Genomic DNA, 20,967 nt, shown 5'->3' with positions numbered 1-20,967 from the left:
GCTTTTTTGTACTTATCTCTGCAAGTCAGATTCTCTTTTCTTGCGTGGCTTTTCTTCTGGATGTCCCTGTCCTTCTTTCTTATGAAAGGAATCCACTCCCGGTATCAGTGAGAGACTTCTGCCGTTGTCCCACTTAACACCAAGCTGGCCTGCATCATCCACATACTGCACAGTTCCTTCCAGTCCCTGCGGCATACCCGCTTCTCCATCCATCGAATTCAGACAGATTCTTGTTCCTGCCGGATACTGTTCTCTAAGTCTTGCCACTTTTTCTCTTGAATAAATGACCAATCAACCACTCCTTTCTCTACCAGAACATGTGTCTGCTAGTATTCGGTTTTGCAACCTGAATAATAACTTTATCTATTCCATCACTGTATCTTCCGGCTGCAAGATATTTACTTCTGAGTCTGTTCAGTGCCTTACGGATCTGCCTTTGTTCCCCGGCTGTAATCTGCAGTCGTTTCTGAGCGAGGTCGTATTCACTTACTTTTTTCAGAAGAGCTTTCGTTTCTTCCAAACATTCATCCTGCTCACTCTGCGCCTGTAGCTCATCATTCAGTGCCACCACGAACATATTTTTCATAATGTTATCCATCTTCAAATAGTATTTTGTCATCTGGCTGACCTCCTTTTTTGTTACACCAACCATATCACAAGACCTCCGTAATAGCTACTCCAACCGTCCAACTTTTTCACTTTTATCGTTCCGGCTGGTTCTTTGCTTTTTTCTCTTTTCCAGATGCTTTTTCATCCTTGGTTTCCGGTGTTTTTACAGGGTCTCCGATTGCGAACTCATCGGTTACATACTCCTGTTCCTTTGCACCAAAATTCCGTTCGATATGGTTTCGGATACTATAGGAAGCCTGACGGACATCATTTAAAAAGTCTCTCAGTTCCTGTGGATCTTTCTTTCCACATTCATTTCTCTGTGCAATATACTCCAGATTGAATCCGGTAACATCCACACCATAACGTTTCGCAATCACATAGGCTGCACAATAAGCCTGTGCACTGACTTTCTGTCGGCTGTAGGTTCCGGTATGCTGGTCCAGTGCTGCACACGCCAGTTCTCTGTTCAGTGCATGGAATGTCGTTACTTCACTCATTCCGTTGCGGATATAAATGGTACGGTATCTCGGATTGTACTGGGCCTGCACTTTGTCTGGCAGATCATCCTCAATCTGCACACGTACCGACTGGTCTTTTAAGACAGTTCCTATCAGTTCTGTCAGACTTCGCTGAGGGCGTTCTTCCAATGGCTTTCCAGACATCTGACTGATGTCAAATCCTTTTCCAATCGTATACCCTCTCCGCATTTCTCCGTCTTTTTCGTATTCAGTGGAAATCATATAAGTAATGCCATGTTCCCCGACTTTGACCGAACGGTGTTCTTCTCTCCAGCGTTCATAAGACCTTACCACCTTAAAATCTGGATGCTGTCCGTAAATCAAAAGCAGATTCGGTGTTCTCTGGGTATTACACTCTGCCATAAAGTCCAGAAAGCCTTTCAGTTTTTCTCCATCCTGAAAAACTCCCTGTGCCTGTGAATCTACTTCAGCCCATACCTCTTCTCTTTCCTGCTGTTTTTTGGCTGCATATTCTTCTTTCGTCAATTTCTGTTCAGGAACCTGCTGTTCTTCCGTTCCCCCTGAAATCATATCTGTTAAATCCATATACATTACCTGCCTTTCGTTTTCATATTCTTACGTTTCTTCCGGCTCTCTCTGGCATTTTTCCGTCTGTCCGGCCTCTTACGTTTCTCTTCCTGTTCCTTGCGGATATCTCCGAGTTCTTTCCGCACAGATGGTTTTTCATTCTTTTCTTTCCAGCTAATTTCCCGATCGGAAGAAGTATTTCTGTTGCGCGAGAAAGGTTCGGATGGATTCTTTTCTTCCCCCTCCTGCGCCTGTGTAAAATTTCCTTCCGGGAAAGCCTCATCCCCGATCTGGAACATTTCTTCCGCATCGTCCAGTTCAAATTCTATCTTGCCTTCCGGCAGGACAACGGTCTCTGTCCGTACATTCTCCCCGGTTTCTTTTTCCATCTGGTTTTCTGCCTTTTCCGGTGCAGTCTCTTTTTCCACTGCTTCCGTAACCATAGAGCCTGATTCTGCTTTTACAAAATCCAGATTCATCCGGTCTAATACCCGATTCATCTTCGCTGCATCATCTGCAAATACCATGACCTCTGTCTGGTCCGGATTCACCTTATCTTTGATGACTACATATAAGATACCTCTCGCCTTGGCTTCTTTTGCAAATTCTTTTAAACGGTCACCCGGAACGGTAAAAAATTTCATCGGGCGCTGTTCCTTTAACATTCTGGTAAGTCTTGTTTTCCCTCTTGTCTTTTTCTGGTCCTTCAAGGCGGCAGCAATAAAGACTGCCACATGCTTTGCTACATTCCCGGTGATCTTCAGCGAATACTCCATCCCTTCCAGACTGTACCGTACCACCTGATCTGCCGGTTCTGCTCCGTAATTCATACTTATCTCACCTCCTGACTTTTCTGCATTCTTTCTTTATCTTCCACACGTTTTTCATTCTGGCTCTGTTCTTCCGCTTCCTGAAGTCTCGCTTCGATTTCCAAGGAATGTTTCTCAATCTGAACGGTCATACGAACTTCCTTACGGAGTCGCTTCAATTCCTCATTGATTTCGGACAATCGTTCTTCCCCAGTCTCCCTGCCCCCATTCCGATACAATCTTCTGCGTTCTTTCATAAGTTCCGCAATCTGCTTTTGCAATGGCTCTCGGTACGCGGCAAGCTGCTCTCTGGTTATGATGTCATGTTTCAGTAGAAATTCAATCTGTTCAATCCTGCGGTCCAGTTTCCGGATATCCTCTCTGACAGCGTATGGACTCCTTTTCGGTCTTTTTGGCAGTACCCCCATTTGATATAAATAGGAATAATACAGTGCCTGAATCCCGGTCAGTTTCTTTTTGGGATGAATCTGTACTGCCTTTTGATAGACTCGTTTCACCTTTGGCTGTAGTATCTGCCCACGTATTTCCTCTTCGGAATAGTTTTTTCCGAGAGAACGCAGACGGATATACCGCTCCATTCCCGGAGCTTTTAAAGAAATGTATTTCCTGTTCAGTTTCCATGTATAACCCCGCTTTTCCATCTCTTTTAGGAATTGTAACCAGGAGTAGCTTTCCTGTACCGATTCCCTGATATCCAAACGGATCGCCATTCTCCATGTCGGTTTTCCTTCCTGTTCTGCTTTCCACTGTACATAAGGGATTGATTTTTTCTGATTGGATTCAATGATAGACAGACCATATTTTCTGCACAAGTCATCGGAAATCTTACGGATCTCCGTATAATAACTCTTAGCATTACTATGGTACTTATGTCCGTCCACCATGCTTACAGAATTCCAGACAATATGATTATGATAGTGTCTGGTATTAAGATGTGTTGTTATGACTACTTCAAACTGTCCTTTTAAGAGCCGGTCTGCCAGTTCCTGCCCGATGAGATGTGCCAGTTCCGGTGTCACCTCACCTTCTGCAAAACTCTGTACCAGATGGTATCCTTCCACACCGCCCATCTTATGGAATCTCTTTTTCGTTGTCAGCATATCTTCATACGCATTTTCATTGGTGCATCCGATGGTATCTTCGAAGACCGCTTGTTCCGTCTTGGTCCGATTCATGGCATAATCGATGGCAGCCTCCAGAGAGTCCGCTTTCTGTGTGGTTTTTTCTTTATCTTTCACATATTCGATAGAACGGTCCAGGCGGTGGACGGGGATAACACTTGTATAAGCCATCCGGCATTACCACTCTTCCTTTACCAGATGCCATGTTTCTTTGGTAAGCCGCAGCATTTCCTGAATACTCTGCTCGCTTGCCATACCAGAAGCATTGGCAACATGGGCAAGCTGATTGGCATTGTTGCATAAGCCTGCAATCTTTCGGAGCAATTCGGGATGATGCTCACAGGGTTTTGCATGAACCTGCGCTCCTAAAATCAACGAACGCATAAACTCTTCCCGGCTCAGACCGCTTCTTTCGACCTGCTCATTCAGTTCCCTGACTTCCCTTGCATTAAGCCGTACCGGGATCACATGGTTTCGTTTTCGCATTGCATCACCGTCCCTTCTTTTTTCTCTTCCTCTTTCATCATACCGCCAAGATCCTCATCGGATTTTTTCGCTGCAACCATGCAACAGGTCACTATCACTCCTATAAATCCTCCGCTCATCAATGCGATTACAATCATTACTCCATTTCTTAACATGACTTGATCCTTCCTTTCCATTTCCGTCTGTGTCCGGGGGATTGGGGTTCTCCCCAAAGTGCGTTTGGATATCCAAACGCTATGCTTGCAAAACGAGTACCGCCAGTTTCTGTAGCACCGGATTGACTCGATTCTGATTTATTTTGATTCTTTTATCTGTACCAGTCCATCAAGTGTCGTACAAATGATATGGAGTCTGTCTGCCATACTGATTTCGGTATTCATTGTTCCTGTCACTTCTTTCCCACATACGACTACCATCCGGCATCTCCGTAAAAGGATATGGGACATTCTTCCATATCCCTGCATATCTTCTGCATCAGACTCTTCCAAGAATGGTGAGAATACAAATCTCGGACAGATTGGTACATACCCAAGTTCATAGATTTTTCTGCAATATTTCTGCACCTTTACCCGGCTTTCTTCTGCTGAACAGCACACATAAGCCAGAGCCTGTTCCATACGCTCCATCTCCTTCCTGCATCCAGTTGGATGCCACTCATTTTCTCTATAAAAAACAAGATGTCCAATTGGACATCCCGGCTACTTTTCATCCTCTTTCTGCTCTGCTTCTAATGCAATTTTCACTCTGTCACTTCCCAGTTTGTAGTAGGCATCTGTTACCTCAATTCCCACTGCACGATAACCTGTCATAACCGCTGCAAGGACAGTTGTTCCTGCTCCGGCAAACGGGTCCAGGATCAGCCCTCCCGGTTCACAAATCTGGATAACATCTTTCATAAGCTGCAACGGTTTCTCTGTCACATGAATCCGGTTCTGCGGATTGCCATATCGGAAGACGCCCGGCAGACAAGATACCGGACGGTTGATCGGCATCGGTCCGTTACTGCCCCACACAATATATTCAGCCTGCTGGCGGAAACGGCCTTTCTGTGGACGGGAGTTTCCCTTATCCCACACCGCTGTTCCTCGCCAGATCCATCCTGCCCACTGCAATGCATCGGTAATCGATGGATACTGACGCCAGTCAATGAACAGACAGATCGGAGCACCTTTCTTGCAGGCTTTCCGCACATCATAGAGCCATTCAGCCATCCAGTGCGTCCAAGATCTCTGGTCTTTGTTATCCCCATCGAAATCCGGAAGTGCATTGGCAGCACTCATACTGCTGTATTTCTGATTTGTAGTACGATTTCTTTCATTCTGTTTTGTTCCACCGGATGCATACGGCGGATCGGTAATAACTGCATCAAAGATTCCCGGCTGGAATGCTTTGACCAGTTTTAATGTATCTCCATGTAATATTTTCCAGTTTTCCCCTTCAGTATATTCCTCCGGGTATGTTCCCTCTTTCATAAGTTCTTCCAAACTCAGGCCATTTGTCATAGGCATCATCCTTTCTTTTCTCAGCGTTCCGGCTGATTTTTCTTCTTTGTCTTTTTATTTTCTTTGGGCGGCGGACTCAACTCAGTTTCTACATATTCGCTGATAATCAAAAGTGCTTTGTAATAGTCCCCACTTTCCAATACCCTTTTACGCATTTCTTTTGCTTCTGCTGTCTGTTTATTCTTTTTCAAAAGAGTTGAGGCATCGCCCATAATGGAAAAAATATTCCCATCATGTCCAAGGAGCTGTAACTTGGGACGTTGTTTCTCAGGCTTTGTCGGAATCTGCTCTGTTTTCTTTTCATACATTTTCGGCTGTTCCATATTAGGATGCCAAAAATGCACATTCATCGTTCCACCATCTACCTTGATATCCCTCTGTTCAAATCCTTCACCCCACCCGTCACTGTACTGCCCTGTAATGTATTCGGTGAATTCCTGTAGTTCTTCCTGACTTAAAAATTCATTTAATTCCAGTTTGGTACAGCCGTACAGGATTCCGTCTTTGTTTTCTATCGTAACAACTGCACTTTGTATCTTTTCCTGAATGGACTCACTTCCGTCAAAATACTGCATGAGATCATCTTCCCCATAGCGTTCCAGTTCTTCTCGGATGACTTCTTCATAATCGGCAAGTTCTGTTCCATCTAATGGCATTCCATATTCATCACTCTCCGACCACTCTTCTTCCCATTCGGATTCTTCTGAATAAAGATTTCCAGTCAGCTCCGTCAACAGATGTACGTGCATCGTTCCTTTTTCTTCCATTCTCTATCACCTTCTTTCTAATGGTCTGTCCCTGCATTTATTTGTCTGCTTTTTTTCTTTCGCAAGGTCTGCATAATCTGCCCCTTCTTTTTCCGGCAGATTGCAAATAATCTGATACGTTCCCTCGTAATGTTTTTTCATCTGTTCTTTCGCCCATCTCCCGGCAAAGTCATTATCGGTGCAGATTTCAATTTCTTTGATTTCCGGATGGTTCTTCAGAAACTCTTCCAGTGCATCCGGCAGCTTTTTAAAACGTTCACTCTGTATCTGTGTGTTTTCTTTCGGAGCAGCGATTCCTCCAAGGGAAAGACGATATTTATCCCTCTTTCCTTCTTCCAGTGTCATGTGGGCCAGTGCATCAATACACGCTTCATATACGACAACTCGTTTTGTTTCTCTTTCAGGTGGAATACAAAAGCTGTACTTTTTTTCACTCCCGGTCTGCTCCATCTTGAATCCTTTCCCGTTTTTTTCATAGATTCCTCGCAGGAATGCATATCTTGCTTTTCCGGATTCATCTTTTCCAACAAAAACAGCGTTATGGTACGGGACACTTTCATAAAGGATTTCATGCGAAATGCAATATGTGATCACTTCATCGCTGATTCCTCTGTGGTTTAAATAAGCCCTGATTCGTCTGCAATTACAATATCTCTCCGGCAGCTTAAAGGGTGGTTTTTCCTTTTTCGCAGACTGTGTCGGAATAAAAGACGGACTCTCTTCGCACAACAGTTTTACGGCATCTGTAAATTTCATTCCATCTACTTCAATCAGGAACCGCAGTGCGGACACGCCACCGATATCTCTGGATTTCCAATGCCATTTGCTGGACAGTTCATTGATTTTAAAACTGTCATGGTCCGTCAACTGCCATTCATTTCTGGTTCTTGTCTTTTGCAACCGCTGTGCCTGATGCGTCCGCAAATACTCATACGCAGTCATATTTTTTGCTGCCTGAATCTCTTCTTCCGTTACCCAGGGCATTACAGAATTGCATCCTGAAGAGCCAGTACCTTATCCGTCCGCTCCCAAGGAAACTCCTTTCTTCCAAAATGACCAAAAACTGCCGTCTGCCGGAAAATCGGACGGTTCAGTCGAAGGGATTCCATGATCTGAACAGGTGTCACTCCAAACACCAGTGGGATTGCTGCCGCCAGACAATCATCCGCACACACTTTCCCTGTACCAAAGGTATCCACCTCAATCATAACCGGCTCTGCTACTCCGATTGCATAAGCCAGAGACACCTGACACTTGCTTGCAAACTCAGCAGCTACTATATTTTTTGCGATATACCTTGCCATATAAGCTGCCGAACGGTCTACTTTCGAACAGTCCTTTCCTGAAAATGCACCGCCGCCATGCGGAACCATACTTCCATAAGTATCCACCATCAGCTTTCTTCCGGTCAGTCCGGTATCTGCATCAAACCCTCCACACACAAATTTTCCTGACGGATTGATCAGAATCTTCGTATCCTCATCCGGCGGCAGTAATCTGAGTGCTGAGCGAAGCACTTTCTCTCTGATTTCGGCATCTAACTTCTTCAGGCTCTTTTCTGCACCATGCTGGCAGGAAACAACAACACTTTCCAGTCTCACTGGCTTTCCATCTTCATATTCTACGGTTACCTGTGCTTTTCCATCCGAAAAGATATCTTTGATATATCCGCTTCTTCTGCAAGCCGAAAGTTCACGTGTGATCCGGTGTGCCAGAACAGTCGGCATTGGCATAAGCTGCGGAGTATCATCACACGCATATCCGACCATAACACCCTGATCTCCAGCTCCCCTGCTTCTATCTCTTAATTTTGCGCCGATATTATCCCGAAATTCTTTCGACACACTCACTGCTTTCGCAATATCTGGACTCTGCTGGTGTACAAACGTATCCATTTCTATCCCATCTGTACAATATCCACACTCTTCTAAAACTTTTCGGATCACATCAAACACTGGTGGTTCATATCCGCTGGTGATTTCTCCTGCTACAAACACATTTCCTCTTGTAGCAAGGACTTCACACGCCACTCTCGAAGATGGATCGTAACGCAGACATTCATCTAAGATTGCATCTGCTATCTGATCGCATACTTTGTCTGGGTGTCCTTCTGTTACTGATTCTGCTGTATAAAAACGTCTCATCATTCTTCTCCTTATATACAGACAGGGCAGAAGCTGCTTTATGCACATCTCCTGCCCTGTCAGATTGGTTTATCCTGTAATTCTTATTTTATTTTTCTTCTGTTTCTTTTTTGTTGTCTGTCATTTTTGACTTCTTTCTGCGGTATACAGTCACTCCTGTAGCTGTTCCAGCAGATGCCAGTGCAAGCAGAACAAACGCCCATATTTTCTGGTTATCACCTGTTTTTGGTGCATTTGTTTTTTCTGTTGTTTTCTCCGGTGTTCTGGCATCTTTCATTTCTACTTTCTGGACTTCCATTGTATCTTTCAATGTAAATGTGACATCTTCCGCAATCTCGTAACCATCCGGTGCTGTGATCTCACGCAGAGTAAGTTCTTCATTGACTGGGAGTTTTTCAACGGAATGTGGTTTTCCATCTGTAATCCACTCTTCCAGAACAGTTCCGTCTTTGCGGATAATCTGAAGCTTTGCCCCTTCCAGTTCTTTTCCGGTTGTAAGGTCTGTTTTTGAAATTTCCACTTTGGAATATTCATCTTTCATCTCAACCTTTGTCACACTGCCATCTTCTTTGACTTCAAACATCACATCGCTGGCAGACACATAGCCATCTTCATAAGGAGCCAGTTCCTCATGTAAGGTATAACTTCCTTCCGGCAGTCCGTAAATGACATGTTCTTCCTTACTGCTTACCCATTCTTCCACAACATTTCCGTCTTTATCAATGACCTGCAGTTTGGCTCCTTCCAGCTCATTTCCGGTAGTTGCATCTGTTTTTGTAATGCGTGTTTCTGTCGGCTGATTCTCAACTTCTTTGTTCAGTTCAATCTTTGCAAGATTCTGATTTTCGTAAGTTGCATCTACATTCCATACTTCCTCATTTGGAAGATATCCAGCTTTTCTGACTTCCTCTTTGACATAGTATTTTCCATGTGGAAGATCACTGTCGAAAGTAAGTGTTCCCTTTGCATCCGTTGCTTTCTTTTCCAGCAAGGTATCTTTCTCTACGAGAACCTCTCCCTGATTAGAAAGAATATCTTCTGCAGCATACAGTCCAAAAATAACACCTTCCAGCTTTTCGCCTGTGACAGAATCTTTCTTTTCTACTGATACGAAAACTTTCTGTCTTTCATTTTTATAGGTAACGCCTTCATAAACAACTGCCTGTGTATCATCCTCTGCTGTCAGGGTAAATTCTTTCTGTTCTGTATTTAGGACAAAATTCTCTCCTGCTACAACCTCTTTCAGATAATACGTTCCCAGTGGCAGATTGTAGATAACTGCTGTTCCATTTTCATCTGTAGTCAGTTTGGCTACCAGGTCATCTTTCTCATAACGGACAACTGGATTTCCTTCTTCGTCCTTTGCTCCGTCCGGTGAATAGATGGTATCTTTGGCATATACTTCGAATTCAGCACCTTCTACTCCGGTTTCTTCATATTTAAAGCCTTTATAAATACATGTTTCTTCTTTACCAGATACAGCATTTCTTACTTTAGAGACCAGTGCTTTTACTTTTGCCAGAACAGAATCTCCTGTTACTTCGGTAAGCTGTTCTCCCTTTTTCGTCAGGAGCAGGCTTCCTACCTGTTCATCGTTTTTCTGTTCTACCTCTACAATCGCTGCTCCTGTATCTGGATCAATCTGATGTGCAATGTTTGAGGATACTGTAATTACAATACCGCTCTGTGGATTTTCTTTATATGTTCCTTTTGTAGTCTGCTCTAATGGTGAAATAATCGTTGTTCCATCATACAGGGACTCTTCGCTTCCCTGTCTTACAAATCCTTCCGGTGCTTTCACTTCTTCGATTCGATAGGTAGAACACTTCAGTTCCTGCGGTGTGATCAGATATCCTTCCTCGTTTGTTTCGAATACACTGATCTTTTCTTTCTTCGGATACTGAACAACCTGTTCCACATATTTCTTATTTGTCACATCGTAAATCTTATAAGAAGCACCAGCCTTTAAAACCGTATTTCCAGTCTGTGCATCCTTCTTTACAATTTTCAACAAGAATTCAAACGGACGGTCATCAAATACTCTCCACTGCATTGGCTCTCTGCTGTCATTTTCCACATTTACAACAAATGGATCAATGGTTTTCAAATTCTCAGGGGTAGTACTTTCCACTACAACATAACTTCCATACGGCAGTTCCGGGCTGACTGCATATCCTTTTGTATCAGTGATCAGTTCTGGTACTGGCACGGCTGTTCCATTCTCGTAAGTAACTGCAACCTGCTCTTTGCTGAAGTCATAATTTTTGAAATCGCTTGCTGTATAGCTTTCTCCATTGGCTGGCTTCAGTTTTCCATTTTTTACCTGTGTCAGGTCGCTGATCAGATATACCTTAAATCCTGCTCCTGCAACCAGGTCTGTTTCTGTCTGCTCTCCATCTTCACTGATTTTGATTAACTGGAATGCCTGTTTCTTTACCTGCTCTTTTACCGTAAGGTCTCTTGTCACTTCGGCAACATCCTGACCTTCATAAGTTACTGATACCTCGTATTTGGTAGTATCCAGTGTATATCCTTCCGGTGGAGTGATCTCTTTTACATACATTTCTCCAAGGTATAATTCTGAAAATTCCAGTGTTCCGTCATCTCCGATGACTCCCTGTGCAATCAGGCTGTCCTGTTTATACAGAACCCCTGTTGTGCCATCCGGATGCACGATGTCCTCTTTTGCATACAGACCATACACAGCACCACGAAGAACACTGTCCCCCTGCGCTTTAAATGCAAGTGTTTCTTTATCGATCTTTGCGATTTTCACCTTTCCGGTGACTCTCTCATCTGTTGCTGTTACAGTCATTGTCTTTCCGGCAGTAACAGCCACTTTATATACTTCTGTATTCAGTTTGTATCCTGTCGGAGCAGTGATCTCTTTCACGTACACTGTTTTCAGTGCAGAATCAAAATAATCGCTGACTGCTTTTCCGTCTGTTCCGGTTGCTGACATTGTCATCAGCAGATTTTCACACTTCTTATCAGTATAAATACCATAAACTGCTCCTGACAGTGGATTCTGTGTATTGACATCTTTCTTCATAAGTTCAATGCGTGTCATATTCAGCCACTGTACACTGAAGCTTACCGGCGCTGCTGTTTCGCTTTCAAATACACCGATATCCTGCTTGGAATCTCCGGTTGTCAACACCAGTGTTCTCCATGTCTTTCCGACAGAACCATATAAGTTGCCGGAAGCATAACTGCCTGTCAGTAATAAATCTGCGGACAGATAGAATGTATCTCCACCATAAATCTGGATTTTTCCATTTGTAACACTTGTTCCTTTGGAAAGATTATGTGCTGTCACATTTTCTGGTACACTCAGTGTCACATAGTTTCTGTGATCTCCAGACAGTGTGATATTTGGTGTTTTCTGGATGTTTCCATCCCGTACTGCATTCAGCTTTGTGCTTGAAAGGCTCAGTTCACCTTTTGGCGGTTCTTCCTGTCCAAACAGATAATTGATATATGCGATAACCCCTGCATTTACAAGGTCATTATAATTACACCCTGTAAATCCGGCTTCTCCTGCATAAGCATAGCTGGCTGCAATGTGTGTATACACATACTTTTCATCTTCCGTTTTTCCAGACAGATAACTTCCTGTCAGATCTCCTGCCCCGCCATAACCATAATAAAGGACTTTCTGCAGATTTTTATTGCTGTCCAGTACCTGTGCTACATAACTTCCACTCGGTGGGGATGCTTTCTGGGACTGAAGGCAGTATGCAATTTTTCCATTGACTGTAAACAGGCAAGTAAGATAATTTCCAATATAACTTGGATAATAAATAGTTCTCCCCTTTGTCAATGTAACTGTGGAACCGCTGCTTGTAGCTCTTTCAGCCGCAGACAATACCATCACATTTCCCTCTTCGATGTCCTCTTTCAGTTCTTTGATTGCCTGTGCAGATGCATCTTCTTCGGATGTTTCAATTTCTACATCTGTGTAGTTCTGCACAGGCGAATCCGAATCATCTTCAGATTCTGTATCTGACTTCTGTTTCTCTCCACCATTTTCTTCGGAATGTGCCTGTCCTTCGGTATCCGTCAGAGTCACTTTACGGGTGATGGTATAGCTGTCACTCTTATCTTTTGGAACGACCATATAAGTGGCAATATATGTTCCTGCTTTGTCTGAATGATACTCTCCACCATTCTCATCTTTGATACTTACAAGCGTAACATCTTCTTTTTCTGCATCATAATGGATTCCTTCCATACTGGTTTCCACTGCAAATGTATCATCTGAAACTGCTTTTGTGATATCATCTGCTGTAACTGATGTATCTTTCTGGCTTGTTACCGCCTGTTCAGATGCCTGTACTTCCGTCTGCTGTTCCGAGCCTGTCTGTTCGGCCGCAAACGCATTCGCACTGCTCAAGGTACTGATGCCCATCAGGACAGCCAGTCCAAAAGCAGCAATTCTGGTCTTTAATTTTCTAACCTTCATGTGCTTTTCCTTCCTATTATAAATAGATTTTTTCAGTAAAATACCGCAGAAGATGTTTCCTCTGCGGTACGTTTTATCTTGCATATCGATTTTTTTCTTTTTTTACTTCCTGTCTGGTACGTTTTACCGCTTCCATGACAGACTCCGTTGGAATCTGGTTATCCTTACATCCTTCCAGAATTCCATCCAGATAAAATTTCGATGGCTTTGCCGGAACATCTTTGTGCGGAGCGTTCATCATATATACAAACACTTCTTTCTCCACACCATCCTGATTTTTTACCCGAATCGATTCTTTCCCATAAAAACTTGGGAATCCTTCATAAAAATCCAGACTCTTCTCACACGCTTCTGTGATTTTCCATAAGACTCCTTCGACATAGCTTCCTTTTTCCGGCAGAACCGTTGCTACCCCATTGCCCGGAGCCCTTCCCCGAAATGCCAGCCGATAATTTTCAAGCCGGACGTTTTCCACAACTTCCGCAGCCGGACACCTGTACTTCATCTGCTCCAGATTCATGTTGCTGCCATAAGCGAAGTAATATCTATCTTTCATTTTTTCTCACCTCTATCTGACTCCTTCTGTCCTTTGATTTTTCTTCAGACACTCATACGTGCTTTTATCATATCTCCACGCAAGATCACCATCCAGATTTGCCAGCAGATGTTTTCGAACATTTTTATATTCGTCTCCAATTAACCCAAGTCTCAATAAAAATGTACGAAATGTAAATGCCGGGTTTTCTGATATCAGTGTCTTTTTCATCTGTGTCGATCTCTGATTGATTGCCTGTGCGGAAATGGCTAATGCCAGTGTAATATTTGCTCTCACCTTTCCTGCATGTAGTGTGCTTTCAAAACAACGCCATTCCAAAGTTCCCTTGGAAAACACAGCATGAAGATTCAGAGCATAATAACGGGTATGATCATAATGGGTATGACTTCCATCCCTGCCTCCATACCAGACATTTCTTACTCGGTCCATTGTGATTGATTTATTTGGTATTTTTCGGATTTTCTCCAATACCTCCGGTCGCACCCTCTGACAATAACTATTTGCTCTTCTCTCCTGCACTTTCAGTGCTTTGAACAGGATATCTTCCTTTGCATACATAATTGTCAGTGCATTTTTCAGACTCTGCGGTGTATGATTCGATGCATCTACATGAACATGCTGACCACAGGACTCATTTACAAAACCTCCATGCTGTCGCAGACATCGTACTACTTCCTGTAACTTTCCCATTTCATCATAGGATAATTTCGGTGATACCATTTCTGTTGAATATTCTCCACCTGCGTCTACAATTCGACCGTATACTTTCCGTTGTGTATAAATGCTCCCATCAGACATAAATTTCCACTTTTTTCCTTCCAGATCTATCACTGACCAGACTCCATAAGTAGTGCCGTCATAATATGCTTCTGTTCCAAACATTTCAGCAACAACTTCTGCAGCACGTTGTCTGGTAATCCCTGTCATTTCGATTTCTGTGCCAAAGTATTGGTCTTTTATTCCGATCATGCCTAATGGATTCCTTTCTCAGACACTTTCTGTGTGTTAAGTTCGGAGTCTGCCTTTTGTAACAATCTGCCAATTGCCTCGATAACATTGACAGTTACTCCGTTTCCAGCCTGTTTATAAAGCTGTGCGTCAGAAGTGCTGTCTATGATCTTATCAATCTGCCAGTCGTAATAACCCTGCAGTCGCAGACATTCCCTCGGAACTAACCTTCTTATTCTGCCGTGATACAAGATGCCATGACGATCGGTTGCAGTAATTGTAAACATCGGTTCTTCGGGTTCTTTCATACGTCTGCCGTTCTGACGAACATTCTCTTTTGCTGGTGTTAAGACTGCTCTTGCTCCATCCTCTGCTAATACACCAGAACATTCTCCTTTGTATTTGTGGACACCGCATTGTCTGGTATTCAGGCTTCTGCATTCTTCCGTTACCACCGGCGGAGGTGAAAGATCGACAAAGTGCAGCGTTCCCTGTTGAACACCTGTTGTCAGGGTATGTGCGATCTGGTGTCCGACTCTTCCTCTCCTGCTGTTGAGATTCGCATAACCCAGATCGATGCTGTCCCCTTCTCTTGCAAGTTTGTAGCCGAGCTTTGTATTCTCTTTGATTGGAACACCTACATCATATAATCCTGTCTTGCCGCCCATTCCACCTGCCTGTGATGTCAGGGTACAGCTTAGTCCTTTGGGACTGTAGACTCTTTTCCCCTGACTTCCTGCCCGGACTTGAACAAGAGCTGCTCCATTTGTTTCTGGTTCAGGTAATACTTTTCCGGCACATCGGAAATCAAAATATCCGACAATATACACCCGTTTTCTTGCTTGGGGGACTCCGAAATCCTTGCTGTTAAGCACTTTCCATTCGACATGGTACCCCAGTTCAGAAAGCGTACTGAGGATGGTGCAAAACGTCCGGCCTTTGTCATGCGATAACAAACCGGGAACATTTTCAAGGATAAAATACGAGGGTCTTTTAGCTTCAAGAATCCGGGCAATTTCAAAAAAGAGAGTTCCTCTTGCATCTGCAAATCCTTCTCGCTTTCCGGCGATAGAGAATGCCTGGCAAGGAAATCCTGCACAGAGTAAATCAAAATCTGGCATTCGTTCTGGTTCGATTGTTCTTGCGTCATTACAATACCACTCCCCTTCCGTATCAAACAGCAATCGGTAGTTCTTATCCGCATAAGTATCCACCTCGCAATGTCCGACACAGACAAAGTTTCCTGCCCGTCTTAAGCCTTCACGAAATCCCCCGATTCCGCTAAAGAGATCAAAAAATTGAATGGTTGCGGCTATCAACCTCCTTTTTGCTGATAAAAACAGGCGGCATGATCTCTCATACCGCCCTTCGTTATTCTGTATCAATTGGTTACCATTCTGTTGGTTCTTCTGCTTTGGATTCTTCCGGATCAGTCTCTCCTTCTGGTTCAGTTTCCTCTTCCGGTTCACTTTCCCCTTCTGGTTTGTTTTCCTCTTTCGGTTCACTTTCTCCATCCGGTTCGGCTTCCTCTTCTGGTTCACTTTCCCTTTCCGGCTCAGTTCTTTCTTCCGGTTGAGTTTCTTCTGTTCCCAATTCTCCAGTTGTCTGTTCGGATTCTTCAGGCTGCTCTTTGCTTTGCCATTCGACCTCTACCTTTTCCAGTGCTTCTTCTATAATCTGAATTAAGAAGTCTTTCTGTTTCATGTGTTTCTTTCCGATGACTACTTTTAATCTCTGGAATAATTCCTCTGATACCTGTACTGCTACTGTTCTTACTGCTCCCATGCTTATTTCTCCTTTTCCTTCCACTCTGTTGAAATGTTCTTCAATGACCTGTTGTAAAAATTTTTGTGTGCTGCTTTCTGTGAGTTCAATCTCTTCTCTTACTTTCTCATGTAAGTCCATCGGGATCTTTCCGCAGATATTTTTCATCTCTGCCATAACCTTTCTCCTTTCACTTTTGCTACACACAACATACTCCAAAGCCGCATGGAAAGCTATTCACAATACCCACCAAAGATATCGATGCATTTCTTGCCTTACCCCTAGCAGATCCAACAATGTATGTATCGTGCAATCATAGGCCTCACCCCCTTTACAAATTTTCCATTTGAGATAGAAAATCCATCATCTGATCTGGTATTTCTTCCGATGATGGTTTCGTTTTCAATTGTTCCGTAGTGCCACATATTCCTAATTCCCGAACACTTTCTTTTATCGTCTTTTGAATGACTTCTTCCATCCATTTCCGATCCTCTTTTTCCAGAATTGCCTGAACCAGATACTGGCTTTTCTGCCCTTCTGGAACACTTTGAAATTTCTCCCATGCCCTCTGGTGTTCTGGATTTTTCAGGTTCGGGCGGAACGAATATACCGGGCGTGTCATCTCGTCCACATCTGCTCTACAATCCGTTCATACCCTGTTGCGTTGGCATGGACGTCCTCTATAAAAACGGGGCGGCAAATCGCGTCCTGTGCGGTCACGTGGCGTTTTAAAATTGCGGAGCCTCCCCCCATAAATACGGTGGGTACTGCCCGGAGATCAAACCCGGATTCTGTCACCGCAGACAGTATTCTTTCTATATATTTCCGTCCGTTTTCCTGTATGATCCGTCTGGCCTCCTCTGCCATACTGCAAGATTCCCTCCGAAGCACACGCTCAATTTGAGTTTCTGTCACAGACAGTCCGGTATTTCTACGCACTTGTTCTGCTGTCTCATCAATACATCGGATTACTCCAAGTTCCAGACTTCTGCACGTTGCTGCATTCGGAACAGCATTGTCCAGCCTCATAAGGTCAACGGTCCAGCCACCAATATCAACAAGCAGAACAGACGGTTCATTCTTCAGATACTCTGGATGCAGAGCAAGCGCAGAGTATCCCTGTGGGAACAGTTTCACATCTTTTATTGTTATCTCATATAACTCACTTTCATATAAAAATCGCACTGGCTGCTCTTTCCGCAACAGATACTCCCTGAATCCCTGTTTCTCTCTTCCAAAACTTGAAAGCGGAAGTCCAACAGCCAGAATTACCTCTGTCTTTCGTTCCGCTTTCCGATGCTTGATTTCTTCTGCAATGGCTGCCAACGTCAGCAGATAATAATTATCATTGGACGTTTTATTTTTTACCAGCGTCTGTCTTCCCGTACCGCAGACATAATACTTTCCTTGATATTGCAGAACATTCTGCATGGTATACGGCTCGTAATCATACCCAATAATTCCACTTGGGAAAGACACTTGTCTTGTTTTAATGGCATAATAGCCATGATCAATTCCTATGATTATCGCAATCACATCCTTTCATTTTTTCTGTTTAACGTAAGGTCAAAAATGTTGTCACTGCTGCAACGGATCGTTGCAAAAGTGCCATTCGTGAACACTTTTCTATGTTCCAGCGTCCCAAAACCTGCGGAAAATCTGGTTTTTTTATACCACTATCGCCAGAGGAACACTACTGTTCCTTCCCAGCCGGTTATAAAAGATCCCTCTCCCGGCGGCGGTCCAGCCTGTCCGGGGGAGGGATATATCGCAAGTTTCCTTTTTGAACAATTGCCTGTCTTTTTATTTTTATGAGATGTTTTTCCTGCTTTTGTAAAATGGGAAGATACTCCGGTTCTGTCAAAAACTTCCGTATATAATTGCCCTTTTTTCCCAGCTTGTTATCATTTTTCAGCAGTTCTATTTCTACCATGTAATGGGTATCTGGATGAAATCTCTTCTCACACAAAATGCTGTCCCCTTTTATATAATCAGATTTAGCCGATTCTCTTGCTGCCGCCAAGAGTTCATAAATACTTACTTCCACCTCTTATCACCTCCCAAAAGACCAGAAAAAAGCAGACCTCTTAATCGAAGTCTGCTCCTGTCGGATATGGTAATCCTCTTTCTTCATATTTTTTATCGATATAATTTCGAATCCATTCCCTGTATTCTTCCGTTAATGCCAGTTCCTGAAATTCTAACAACCACTTTTCCCCTTTTGCTTCGTCATCAAGCCATCGATCTTCTATGCACTCCGGCTCATCTAACATTTTCATCATCGCTTCAAATGGCTCTTTTACATCATCACCAAATTCTTTCCATAAGGCGATTCCATAGTTCTCCAGTTCAAAAAATTCTGTCAGATATGTCAATCGTTCCATATCCCCCAATGTCATTCTTTTTTCACCTGACAATAATGCTCGATCTCTTTTGCCACATAGATTTAAAAATTTTCTCTTTTCCATCTCCACATCCATTATACTTTTACCTCTTCCTGTTAAAAATAATTCCTTATTACGAAACATTATAAAATTTAAATTCTTTAGAATCAATATATATATTTCTGTATTACGAATCTTTTTATTTTATAAGGGGAGTTCATCATTATGCAAAAGATTAGACCAGATATGGATATTGGTAAAAATATCCAAGCAATTCGATATAAAAACAATATGACTCAAGACCAAGTAGTTGCAAAATTAAATCTTATGGGTATCTCCATCACCAAAAGTACCTATGCCAAACTGGAAACAAATCGCATGAACATTAAGGCATCTGAATTAGTTGCACTTGCAAAACTCTTTCATACCGATATCAATGCTTTCTTTTCCGGCTTGCTATAGTTCGACATTCCCCGACTCCCTGTGTATATAATAGCATATTAAAAATAAGAACCAGTCTATATTCTTATCGGATATAAACCAGTTCTTTTTTCTTATCAAATAATATAAAAGTGACAGGGAATTCAGATTCTTATCTTCTGTCACTCATGTAATTATTATTCTATTTTAAATTTAATGAATTTACCCATTCTTGAATTTCTTTTTCAATGTTATTTTCTATATAAACGTCATACACATTTTTCCACATTATCTGTGTATACTGTTATTTTCAACCCCATAATTATAACTTGGTACACGCTATACACTACTATAAACTGTACTCCATTTTACGGTAACATCCGTAATAATTCTATAAATTCTCGATGGCACATTGACACCATCTACGATAGAATCTTCATACTTATAATTTTCGATAATATTGTTATTGAAGAATGCATATGCCTCTGGTGTAGGAGTTGCTGTAAGACCTAATACCGTTGCTCCTGAAAAATAATCTAATACTTTTTTCCACTTTCCATAAATGGATCTGTGACATTCATCCACGATAATGAGTTGAAAATAATCTGGAGGAAGTTTCAAATCATTACAAAGTTCTACAACTTCTTTACTTTCTTTTTCCTCATTCTTCTTTGCAAGCTCATCCTCTTCATCTTCATTGCCATCTTGAATTGCCTGACCTGTGAGTACTGCAAAAAGTTTTTGAATTGTTGAAATCACTATATCTGCGTTTACATCATTTTCTTTTCTTAATCGTTTGATAGTATACAGGTTGCCCATTTGCTGCATATTTTCAGTTCTGTCAAACAAACTGAATTCTGACAGTGCCTGCTTTGCAAGGTTATTTCTATCCGCTAAAAATAAAATTCTCTTCGTCTGTGTATAATTCAACAATCTATATGAAGCTAAGCAGGCAAGATATGTCTTACCAGACCCCGTAGCTAGTACCGCCAAATTCTTTTTATTACCCAGTTTCAAGGATTCTTCCAACTTAGTCTCAGCCTTATACTGGCAGTCACGAAGTCCTCGCTTCTCAAGTAGTGGAAGTGCTCCGTACTCAGACTTCTTTCCAATTATCTGAAGCATCTTCTTTGGAGAGTGCATCTGTGACAGTTCTTCATATTCGCTATCTTCCACAAGCATATTTTTGAAATATATTTTATTTCCGTTGGCCATATATACTAATGGAATTAATTTTTCAAACCACAGCGCATACCAAGACTGTGGTGATACCGCATAATCCTCAGCCTGTTTCTTTACTTCATCACCTAACGGATTTTCTTCTCTTTTTGCCTCTACAACTGCAATTGCTTTTCCATCAACAAACAGAAGATAATCACTTTCCGTATTACCAACCATCAAAGCTTCCTTTACAGCAGTCGTACTGTTAGGCAAATATTCATTTCTTGAAATGATATCCCAGCCGGCGTTTCTTAGCTGTTTATCGATTTTCACACGTGCTTTTTCTTCCGGTAACATAGCATCTTCCTTTCTGGATTTCACTACCACATCTATACTCTATCAGATTAGCTGTCCTTTTTTACGGACTCTATCTGCACAATATCATCAAATCCACAATTTAATTCCACACAAATACGTGCAAGCACACCCATTGATACCTGCTGGTCATTATTCATTTTTGTAAATGTACTTGGTGCAATCTGCGTCTTCTTTCTTAAGTCAGTTTTGCTCATTTCACGATCTATGAGCATCTTCCATAAGGGTTTATATGTTATTTTAATTTGAGTTTCTGACATGTCATTTTCCTCCATATTTCTCACGTCAAAACAGCCTATAATACTGCATTATATTATACACTAGTTCTTTCTAATTTACAATTATAGCTTTTGAGTTCTCGAAATTACTTTTGCATAAAAATACCG

Annotated in this window: 24 protein-coding genes; 1 reads left to right on the top strand and 23 read right to left on the bottom strand. The window is 42.4% G+C overall.

Annotation, left to right across the window (positions count from 1 at the left end):
- Positions 1–12 precede the first annotated feature (12 nt).
- From DW152_RS11615 to DW152_RS11515, 21 genes are all read right to left on the bottom strand, one after another.
- Positions 13–291 (bottom strand): DUF4314 domain-containing protein, encoded by a 279-nt coding sequence (locus DW152_RS11615; RefSeq protein WP_024852684.1) that lies wholly within the window; start codon positions 289–291, stop codon positions 13–15.
- Positions 292–307: 16 nt separating this feature from the next.
- The gene (locus tag DW152_RS11610) at positions 308–652 is read right to left on the bottom strand and encodes a hypothetical protein (RefSeq protein ID WP_007884627.1); all 345 of its coding nucleotides are present in this window, start codon (positions 650–652) and stop codon (positions 308–310) included.
- 49 nt (positions 653–701) lie between these two features.
- A complete protein-coding gene (locus DW152_RS11605) occupies positions 702–1,676 on the bottom strand; it encodes an ArdC family protein (RefSeq protein WP_044927355.1) in 975 nt (324 codons plus the stop codon).
- A gap of 5 nt (positions 1,677–1,681) precedes the next feature.
- Positions 1,682–2,488 carry a PcfB family protein gene (locus DW152_RS11600; protein WP_007884625.1) on the bottom strand — a complete coding sequence of 269 codons (807 nt, stop codon included), beginning with the start codon at positions 2,486–2,488 and terminating at the stop codon, positions 1,682–1,684.
- A gap of 2 nt (positions 2,489–2,490) precedes the next feature.
- On the bottom strand, positions 2,491–3,780 hold the full coding sequence (locus DW152_RS11595) for a relaxase/mobilization nuclease domain-containing protein (protein ID WP_007884624.1): 1,290 nt from the start codon (positions 3,778–3,780) through the stop codon (positions 2,491–2,493).
- Positions 3,781–3,786: 6 nt separating this feature from the next.
- Positions 3,787–4,095 carry a plasmid mobilization protein gene (locus tag DW152_RS11590; protein WP_015513332.1) on the bottom strand — a complete coding sequence of 103 codons (309 nt, stop codon included), beginning with the start codon at positions 4,093–4,095 and terminating at the stop codon, positions 3,787–3,789.
- Entirely contained in the window at positions 4,074–4,250 is a 177-nt protein-coding gene (locus DW152_RS11585; protein ID WP_015513331.1) for a DUF3789 domain-containing protein, read from the bottom strand. Before DW152_RS11585 ends, DW152_RS11590 begins: the two co-directional genes overlap by 22 nt.
- Before the next feature lie 138 nt (positions 4,251–4,388).
- Positions 4,389–4,712: a DUF7768 domain-containing protein gene (locus DW152_RS11580; RefSeq protein WP_015513330.1), complete on the bottom strand. Its 324-nt coding sequence runs from the start codon at positions 4,710–4,712 to the stop codon at positions 4,389–4,391.
- Positions 4,713–4,793: 81 nt separating this feature from the next.
- A complete protein-coding gene (locus DW152_RS11575; protein WP_330416781.1) occupies positions 4,794–5,597 on the bottom strand; it encodes a DNA-methyltransferase in 804 nt (267 codons plus the stop codon).
- A 20-nt stretch (positions 5,598–5,617) separates the two neighbouring features.
- Positions 5,618–6,364 (bottom strand): hypothetical protein, encoded by a 747-nt coding sequence (locus DW152_RS11570; RefSeq protein WP_007884619.1) that lies wholly within the window; start codon positions 6,362–6,364, stop codon positions 5,618–5,620.
- 6 nt (positions 6,365–6,370) lie between these two features.
- The gene (locus DW152_RS11565; protein WP_006426986.1) at positions 6,371–7,348 is read right to left on the bottom strand and encodes a DUF3991 and TOPRIM domain-containing protein; all 978 of its coding nucleotides are present in this window, start codon (positions 7,346–7,348) and stop codon (positions 6,371–6,373) included.
- On the bottom strand, positions 7,348–8,508 hold the full coding sequence (metK, locus tag DW152_RS11560; protein WP_199663848.1) for a methionine adenosyltransferase: 1,161 nt from the start codon (positions 8,506–8,508) through the stop codon (positions 7,348–7,350). The genes DW152_RS11565 and metK overlap by 1 nt, the downstream gene beginning before the upstream one ends.
- 88 nt (positions 8,509–8,596) lie before the next feature.
- Positions 8,597–12,973, bottom strand: a complete 4,377-nt coding sequence (locus DW152_RS11555; protein ID WP_118288697.1) for a SpaA isopeptide-forming pilin-related protein — start codon at positions 12,971–12,973, stop codon at positions 8,597–8,599.
- Positions 12,974–13,046: 73 nt separating this feature from the next.
- The gene (locus DW152_RS11550) at positions 13,047–13,529 is read right to left on the bottom strand and encodes a gamma-glutamylcyclotransferase family protein (RefSeq protein WP_006426989.1); all 483 of its coding nucleotides are present in this window, start codon (positions 13,527–13,529) and stop codon (positions 13,047–13,049) included.
- A gap of 12 nt (positions 13,530–13,541) precedes the next feature.
- Positions 13,542–14,498, bottom strand: coding sequence for an amidoligase family protein (locus DW152_RS11545; protein ID WP_006426990.1), 957 nt, complete (start codon positions 14,496–14,498; stop codon positions 13,542–13,544).
- 2 nt (positions 14,499–14,500) lie between these two features.
- Positions 14,501–15,796, bottom strand: a complete 1,296-nt coding sequence (gene dcm / locus DW152_RS11540) for a DNA (cytosine-5-)-methyltransferase (RefSeq protein ID WP_055247004.1) — start codon at positions 15,794–15,796, stop codon at positions 14,501–14,503.
- Between the two features lie 70 nt (positions 15,797–15,866).
- Positions 15,867–16,418, bottom strand: a complete 552-nt coding sequence (locus tag DW152_RS11535) for a hypothetical protein (RefSeq protein WP_007884604.1) — start codon at positions 16,416–16,418, stop codon at positions 15,867–15,869.
- Positions 16,419–16,572: 154 nt separating this feature from the next.
- Complete coding sequence (locus tag DW152_RS11530) at positions 16,573–16,863, bottom strand: hypothetical protein (RefSeq protein WP_006426993.1); 291 nt, start codon at positions 16,861–16,863, stop codon at positions 16,573–16,575.
- The gene (locus DW152_RS11525; protein WP_044912250.1) at positions 16,860–17,768 is read right to left on the bottom strand and encodes a ParM/StbA family protein; all 909 of its coding nucleotides are present in this window, start codon (positions 17,766–17,768) and stop codon (positions 16,860–16,862) included. The genes DW152_RS11530 and DW152_RS11525 overlap by 4 nt, the downstream gene beginning before the upstream one ends.
- 187 nt (positions 17,769–17,955) lie before the next feature.
- The gene (locus DW152_RS11520) at positions 17,956–18,288 is read right to left on the bottom strand and encodes a DUF5720 family protein (RefSeq protein ID WP_005341391.1); all 333 of its coding nucleotides are present in this window, start codon (positions 18,286–18,288) and stop codon (positions 17,956–17,958) included.
- 40 nt (positions 18,289–18,328) lie between these two features.
- Entirely contained in the window at positions 18,329–18,640 is a 312-nt protein-coding gene (locus DW152_RS11515; protein ID WP_215727210.1) for a hypothetical protein, read from the bottom strand.
- Between the two features lie 210 nt (positions 18,641–18,850).
- On the opposite strand from DW152_RS11515, the gene DW152_RS11510 reads away from it, so the two are divergent.
- Positions 18,851–19,087, top strand: coding sequence for a helix-turn-helix domain-containing protein (locus tag DW152_RS11510; protein ID WP_005341369.1), 237 nt, complete (start codon positions 18,851–18,853; stop codon positions 19,085–19,087).
- Between the two features lie 297 nt (positions 19,088–19,384).
- On the opposite strand, the gene DW152_RS11505 is transcribed toward DW152_RS11510, so the two are convergent.
- Positions 19,385–20,563 (bottom strand): DEAD/DEAH box helicase family protein, encoded by a 1,179-nt coding sequence (locus DW152_RS11505; protein ID WP_118288686.1) that lies wholly within the window; start codon positions 20,561–20,563, stop codon positions 19,385–19,387.
- Positions 20,564–20,610: 47 nt separating this feature from the next.
- A complete protein-coding gene (locus tag DW152_RS11500) occupies positions 20,611–20,841 on the bottom strand; it encodes a helix-turn-helix domain-containing protein (RefSeq protein WP_118288685.1) in 231 nt (76 codons plus the stop codon).
- Positions 20,842–20,967 lie beyond the last annotated feature (126 nt).

Source organism: Dorea sp. AM13-35 (assembly GCF_003473885.1).
GTDB classification, from domain to species: Bacteria; Bacillota; Clostridia; order Lachnospirales; family Lachnospiraceae; genus Dorea_D; species Dorea_D hominis.
Note: the sequence above shows the minus strand (reverse complement) of the source record. Positions and strands in the feature narration are given on the sequence as shown.

Bases quoted from the DNA above. Each gene is read 5' to 3' on its own strand.
- DW152_RS11610 (WP_007884627.1), bottom strand. From the start codon at position 652: ATGGTTGGTGTAACAAAAAAGGAGGTCAGCCAGATGACAAAATACTAT.
- DW152_RS11605 (WP_044927355.1), bottom strand. From the start codon at position 1,676: ATGGATTTAACAGATATGATTTCAGGGGGAACGGAAGAACAGCAGGTT.
- DW152_RS11600 (WP_007884625.1), bottom strand. From the start codon at position 2,488: ATGAATTACGGAGCAGAACCGGCAGATCAGGTGGTACGGTACAGTCTG.
- DW152_RS11595 (WP_007884624.1), bottom strand. From the start codon at position 3,780: ATGGCTTATACAAGTGTTATCCCCGTCCACCGCCTGGACCGTTCTATC.
- DW152_RS11590 (WP_015513332.1), bottom strand. From the start codon at position 4,095: ATGCGAAAACGAAACCATGTGATCCCGGTACGGCTTAATGCAAGGGAA.
- DW152_RS11585 (WP_015513331.1), bottom strand. From the start codon at position 4,250: ATGTTAAGAAATGGAGTAATGATTGTAATCGCATTGATGAGCGGAGGA.
- DW152_RS11580 (WP_015513330.1), bottom strand. From the start codon at position 4,712: ATGGAACAGGCTCTGGCTTATGTGTGCTGTTCAGCAGAAGAAAGCCGG.
- DW152_RS11575 (WP_330416781.1), bottom strand. From the start codon at position 5,597: ATGACAAATGGCCTGAGTTTGGAAGAACTTATGAAAGAGGGAACATAC.
- DW152_RS11570 (WP_007884619.1), bottom strand. From the start codon at position 6,364: ATGGAAGAAAAAGGAACGATGCACGTACATCTGTTGACGGAGCTGACT.
- DW152_RS11565 (WP_006426986.1), bottom strand. From the start codon at position 7,348: ATGCCCTGGGTAACGGAAGAAGAGATTCAGGCAGCAAAAAATATGACT.
- metK (WP_199663848.1), bottom strand. From the start codon at position 8,508: ATGAGACGTTTTTATACAGCAGAATCAGTAACAGAAGGACACCCAGAC.
- DW152_RS11555 (WP_118288697.1), bottom strand. From the start codon at position 12,973: ATGAAGGTTAGAAAATTAAAGACCAGAATTGCTGCTTTTGGACTGGCT.
- DW152_RS11550 (WP_006426989.1), bottom strand. From the start codon at position 13,529: ATGAAAGATAGATATTACTTCGCTTATGGCAGCAACATGAATCTGGAG.
- DW152_RS11545 (WP_006426990.1), bottom strand. From the start codon at position 14,498: ATGATCGGAATAAAAGACCAATACTTTGGCACAGAAATCGAAATGACA.
- DW152_RS11535 (WP_007884604.1), bottom strand. From the start codon at position 16,418: ATGGCAGAGATGAAAAATATCTGCGGAAAGATCCCGATGGACTTACAT.
- DW152_RS11530 (WP_006426993.1), bottom strand. From the start codon at position 16,863: ATGACACGCCCGGTATATTCGTTCCGCCCGAACCTGAAAAATCCAGAA.
- DW152_RS11515 (WP_215727210.1), bottom strand. From the start codon at position 18,640: ATGACATTGGGGGATATGGAACGATTGACATATCTGACAGAATTTTTT.
- DW152_RS11510 (WP_005341369.1), top strand. From the start codon at position 18,851: ATGCAAAAGATTAGACCAGATATGGATATTGGTAAAAATATCCAAGCA.
- DW152_RS11505 (WP_118288686.1), bottom strand. From the start codon at position 20,563: ATGTTACCGGAAGAAAAAGCACGTGTGAAAATCGATAAACAGCTAAGA.
- DW152_RS11500 (WP_118288685.1), bottom strand. From the start codon at position 20,841: ATGTCAGAAACTCAAATTAAAATAACATATAAACCCTTATGGAAGATG.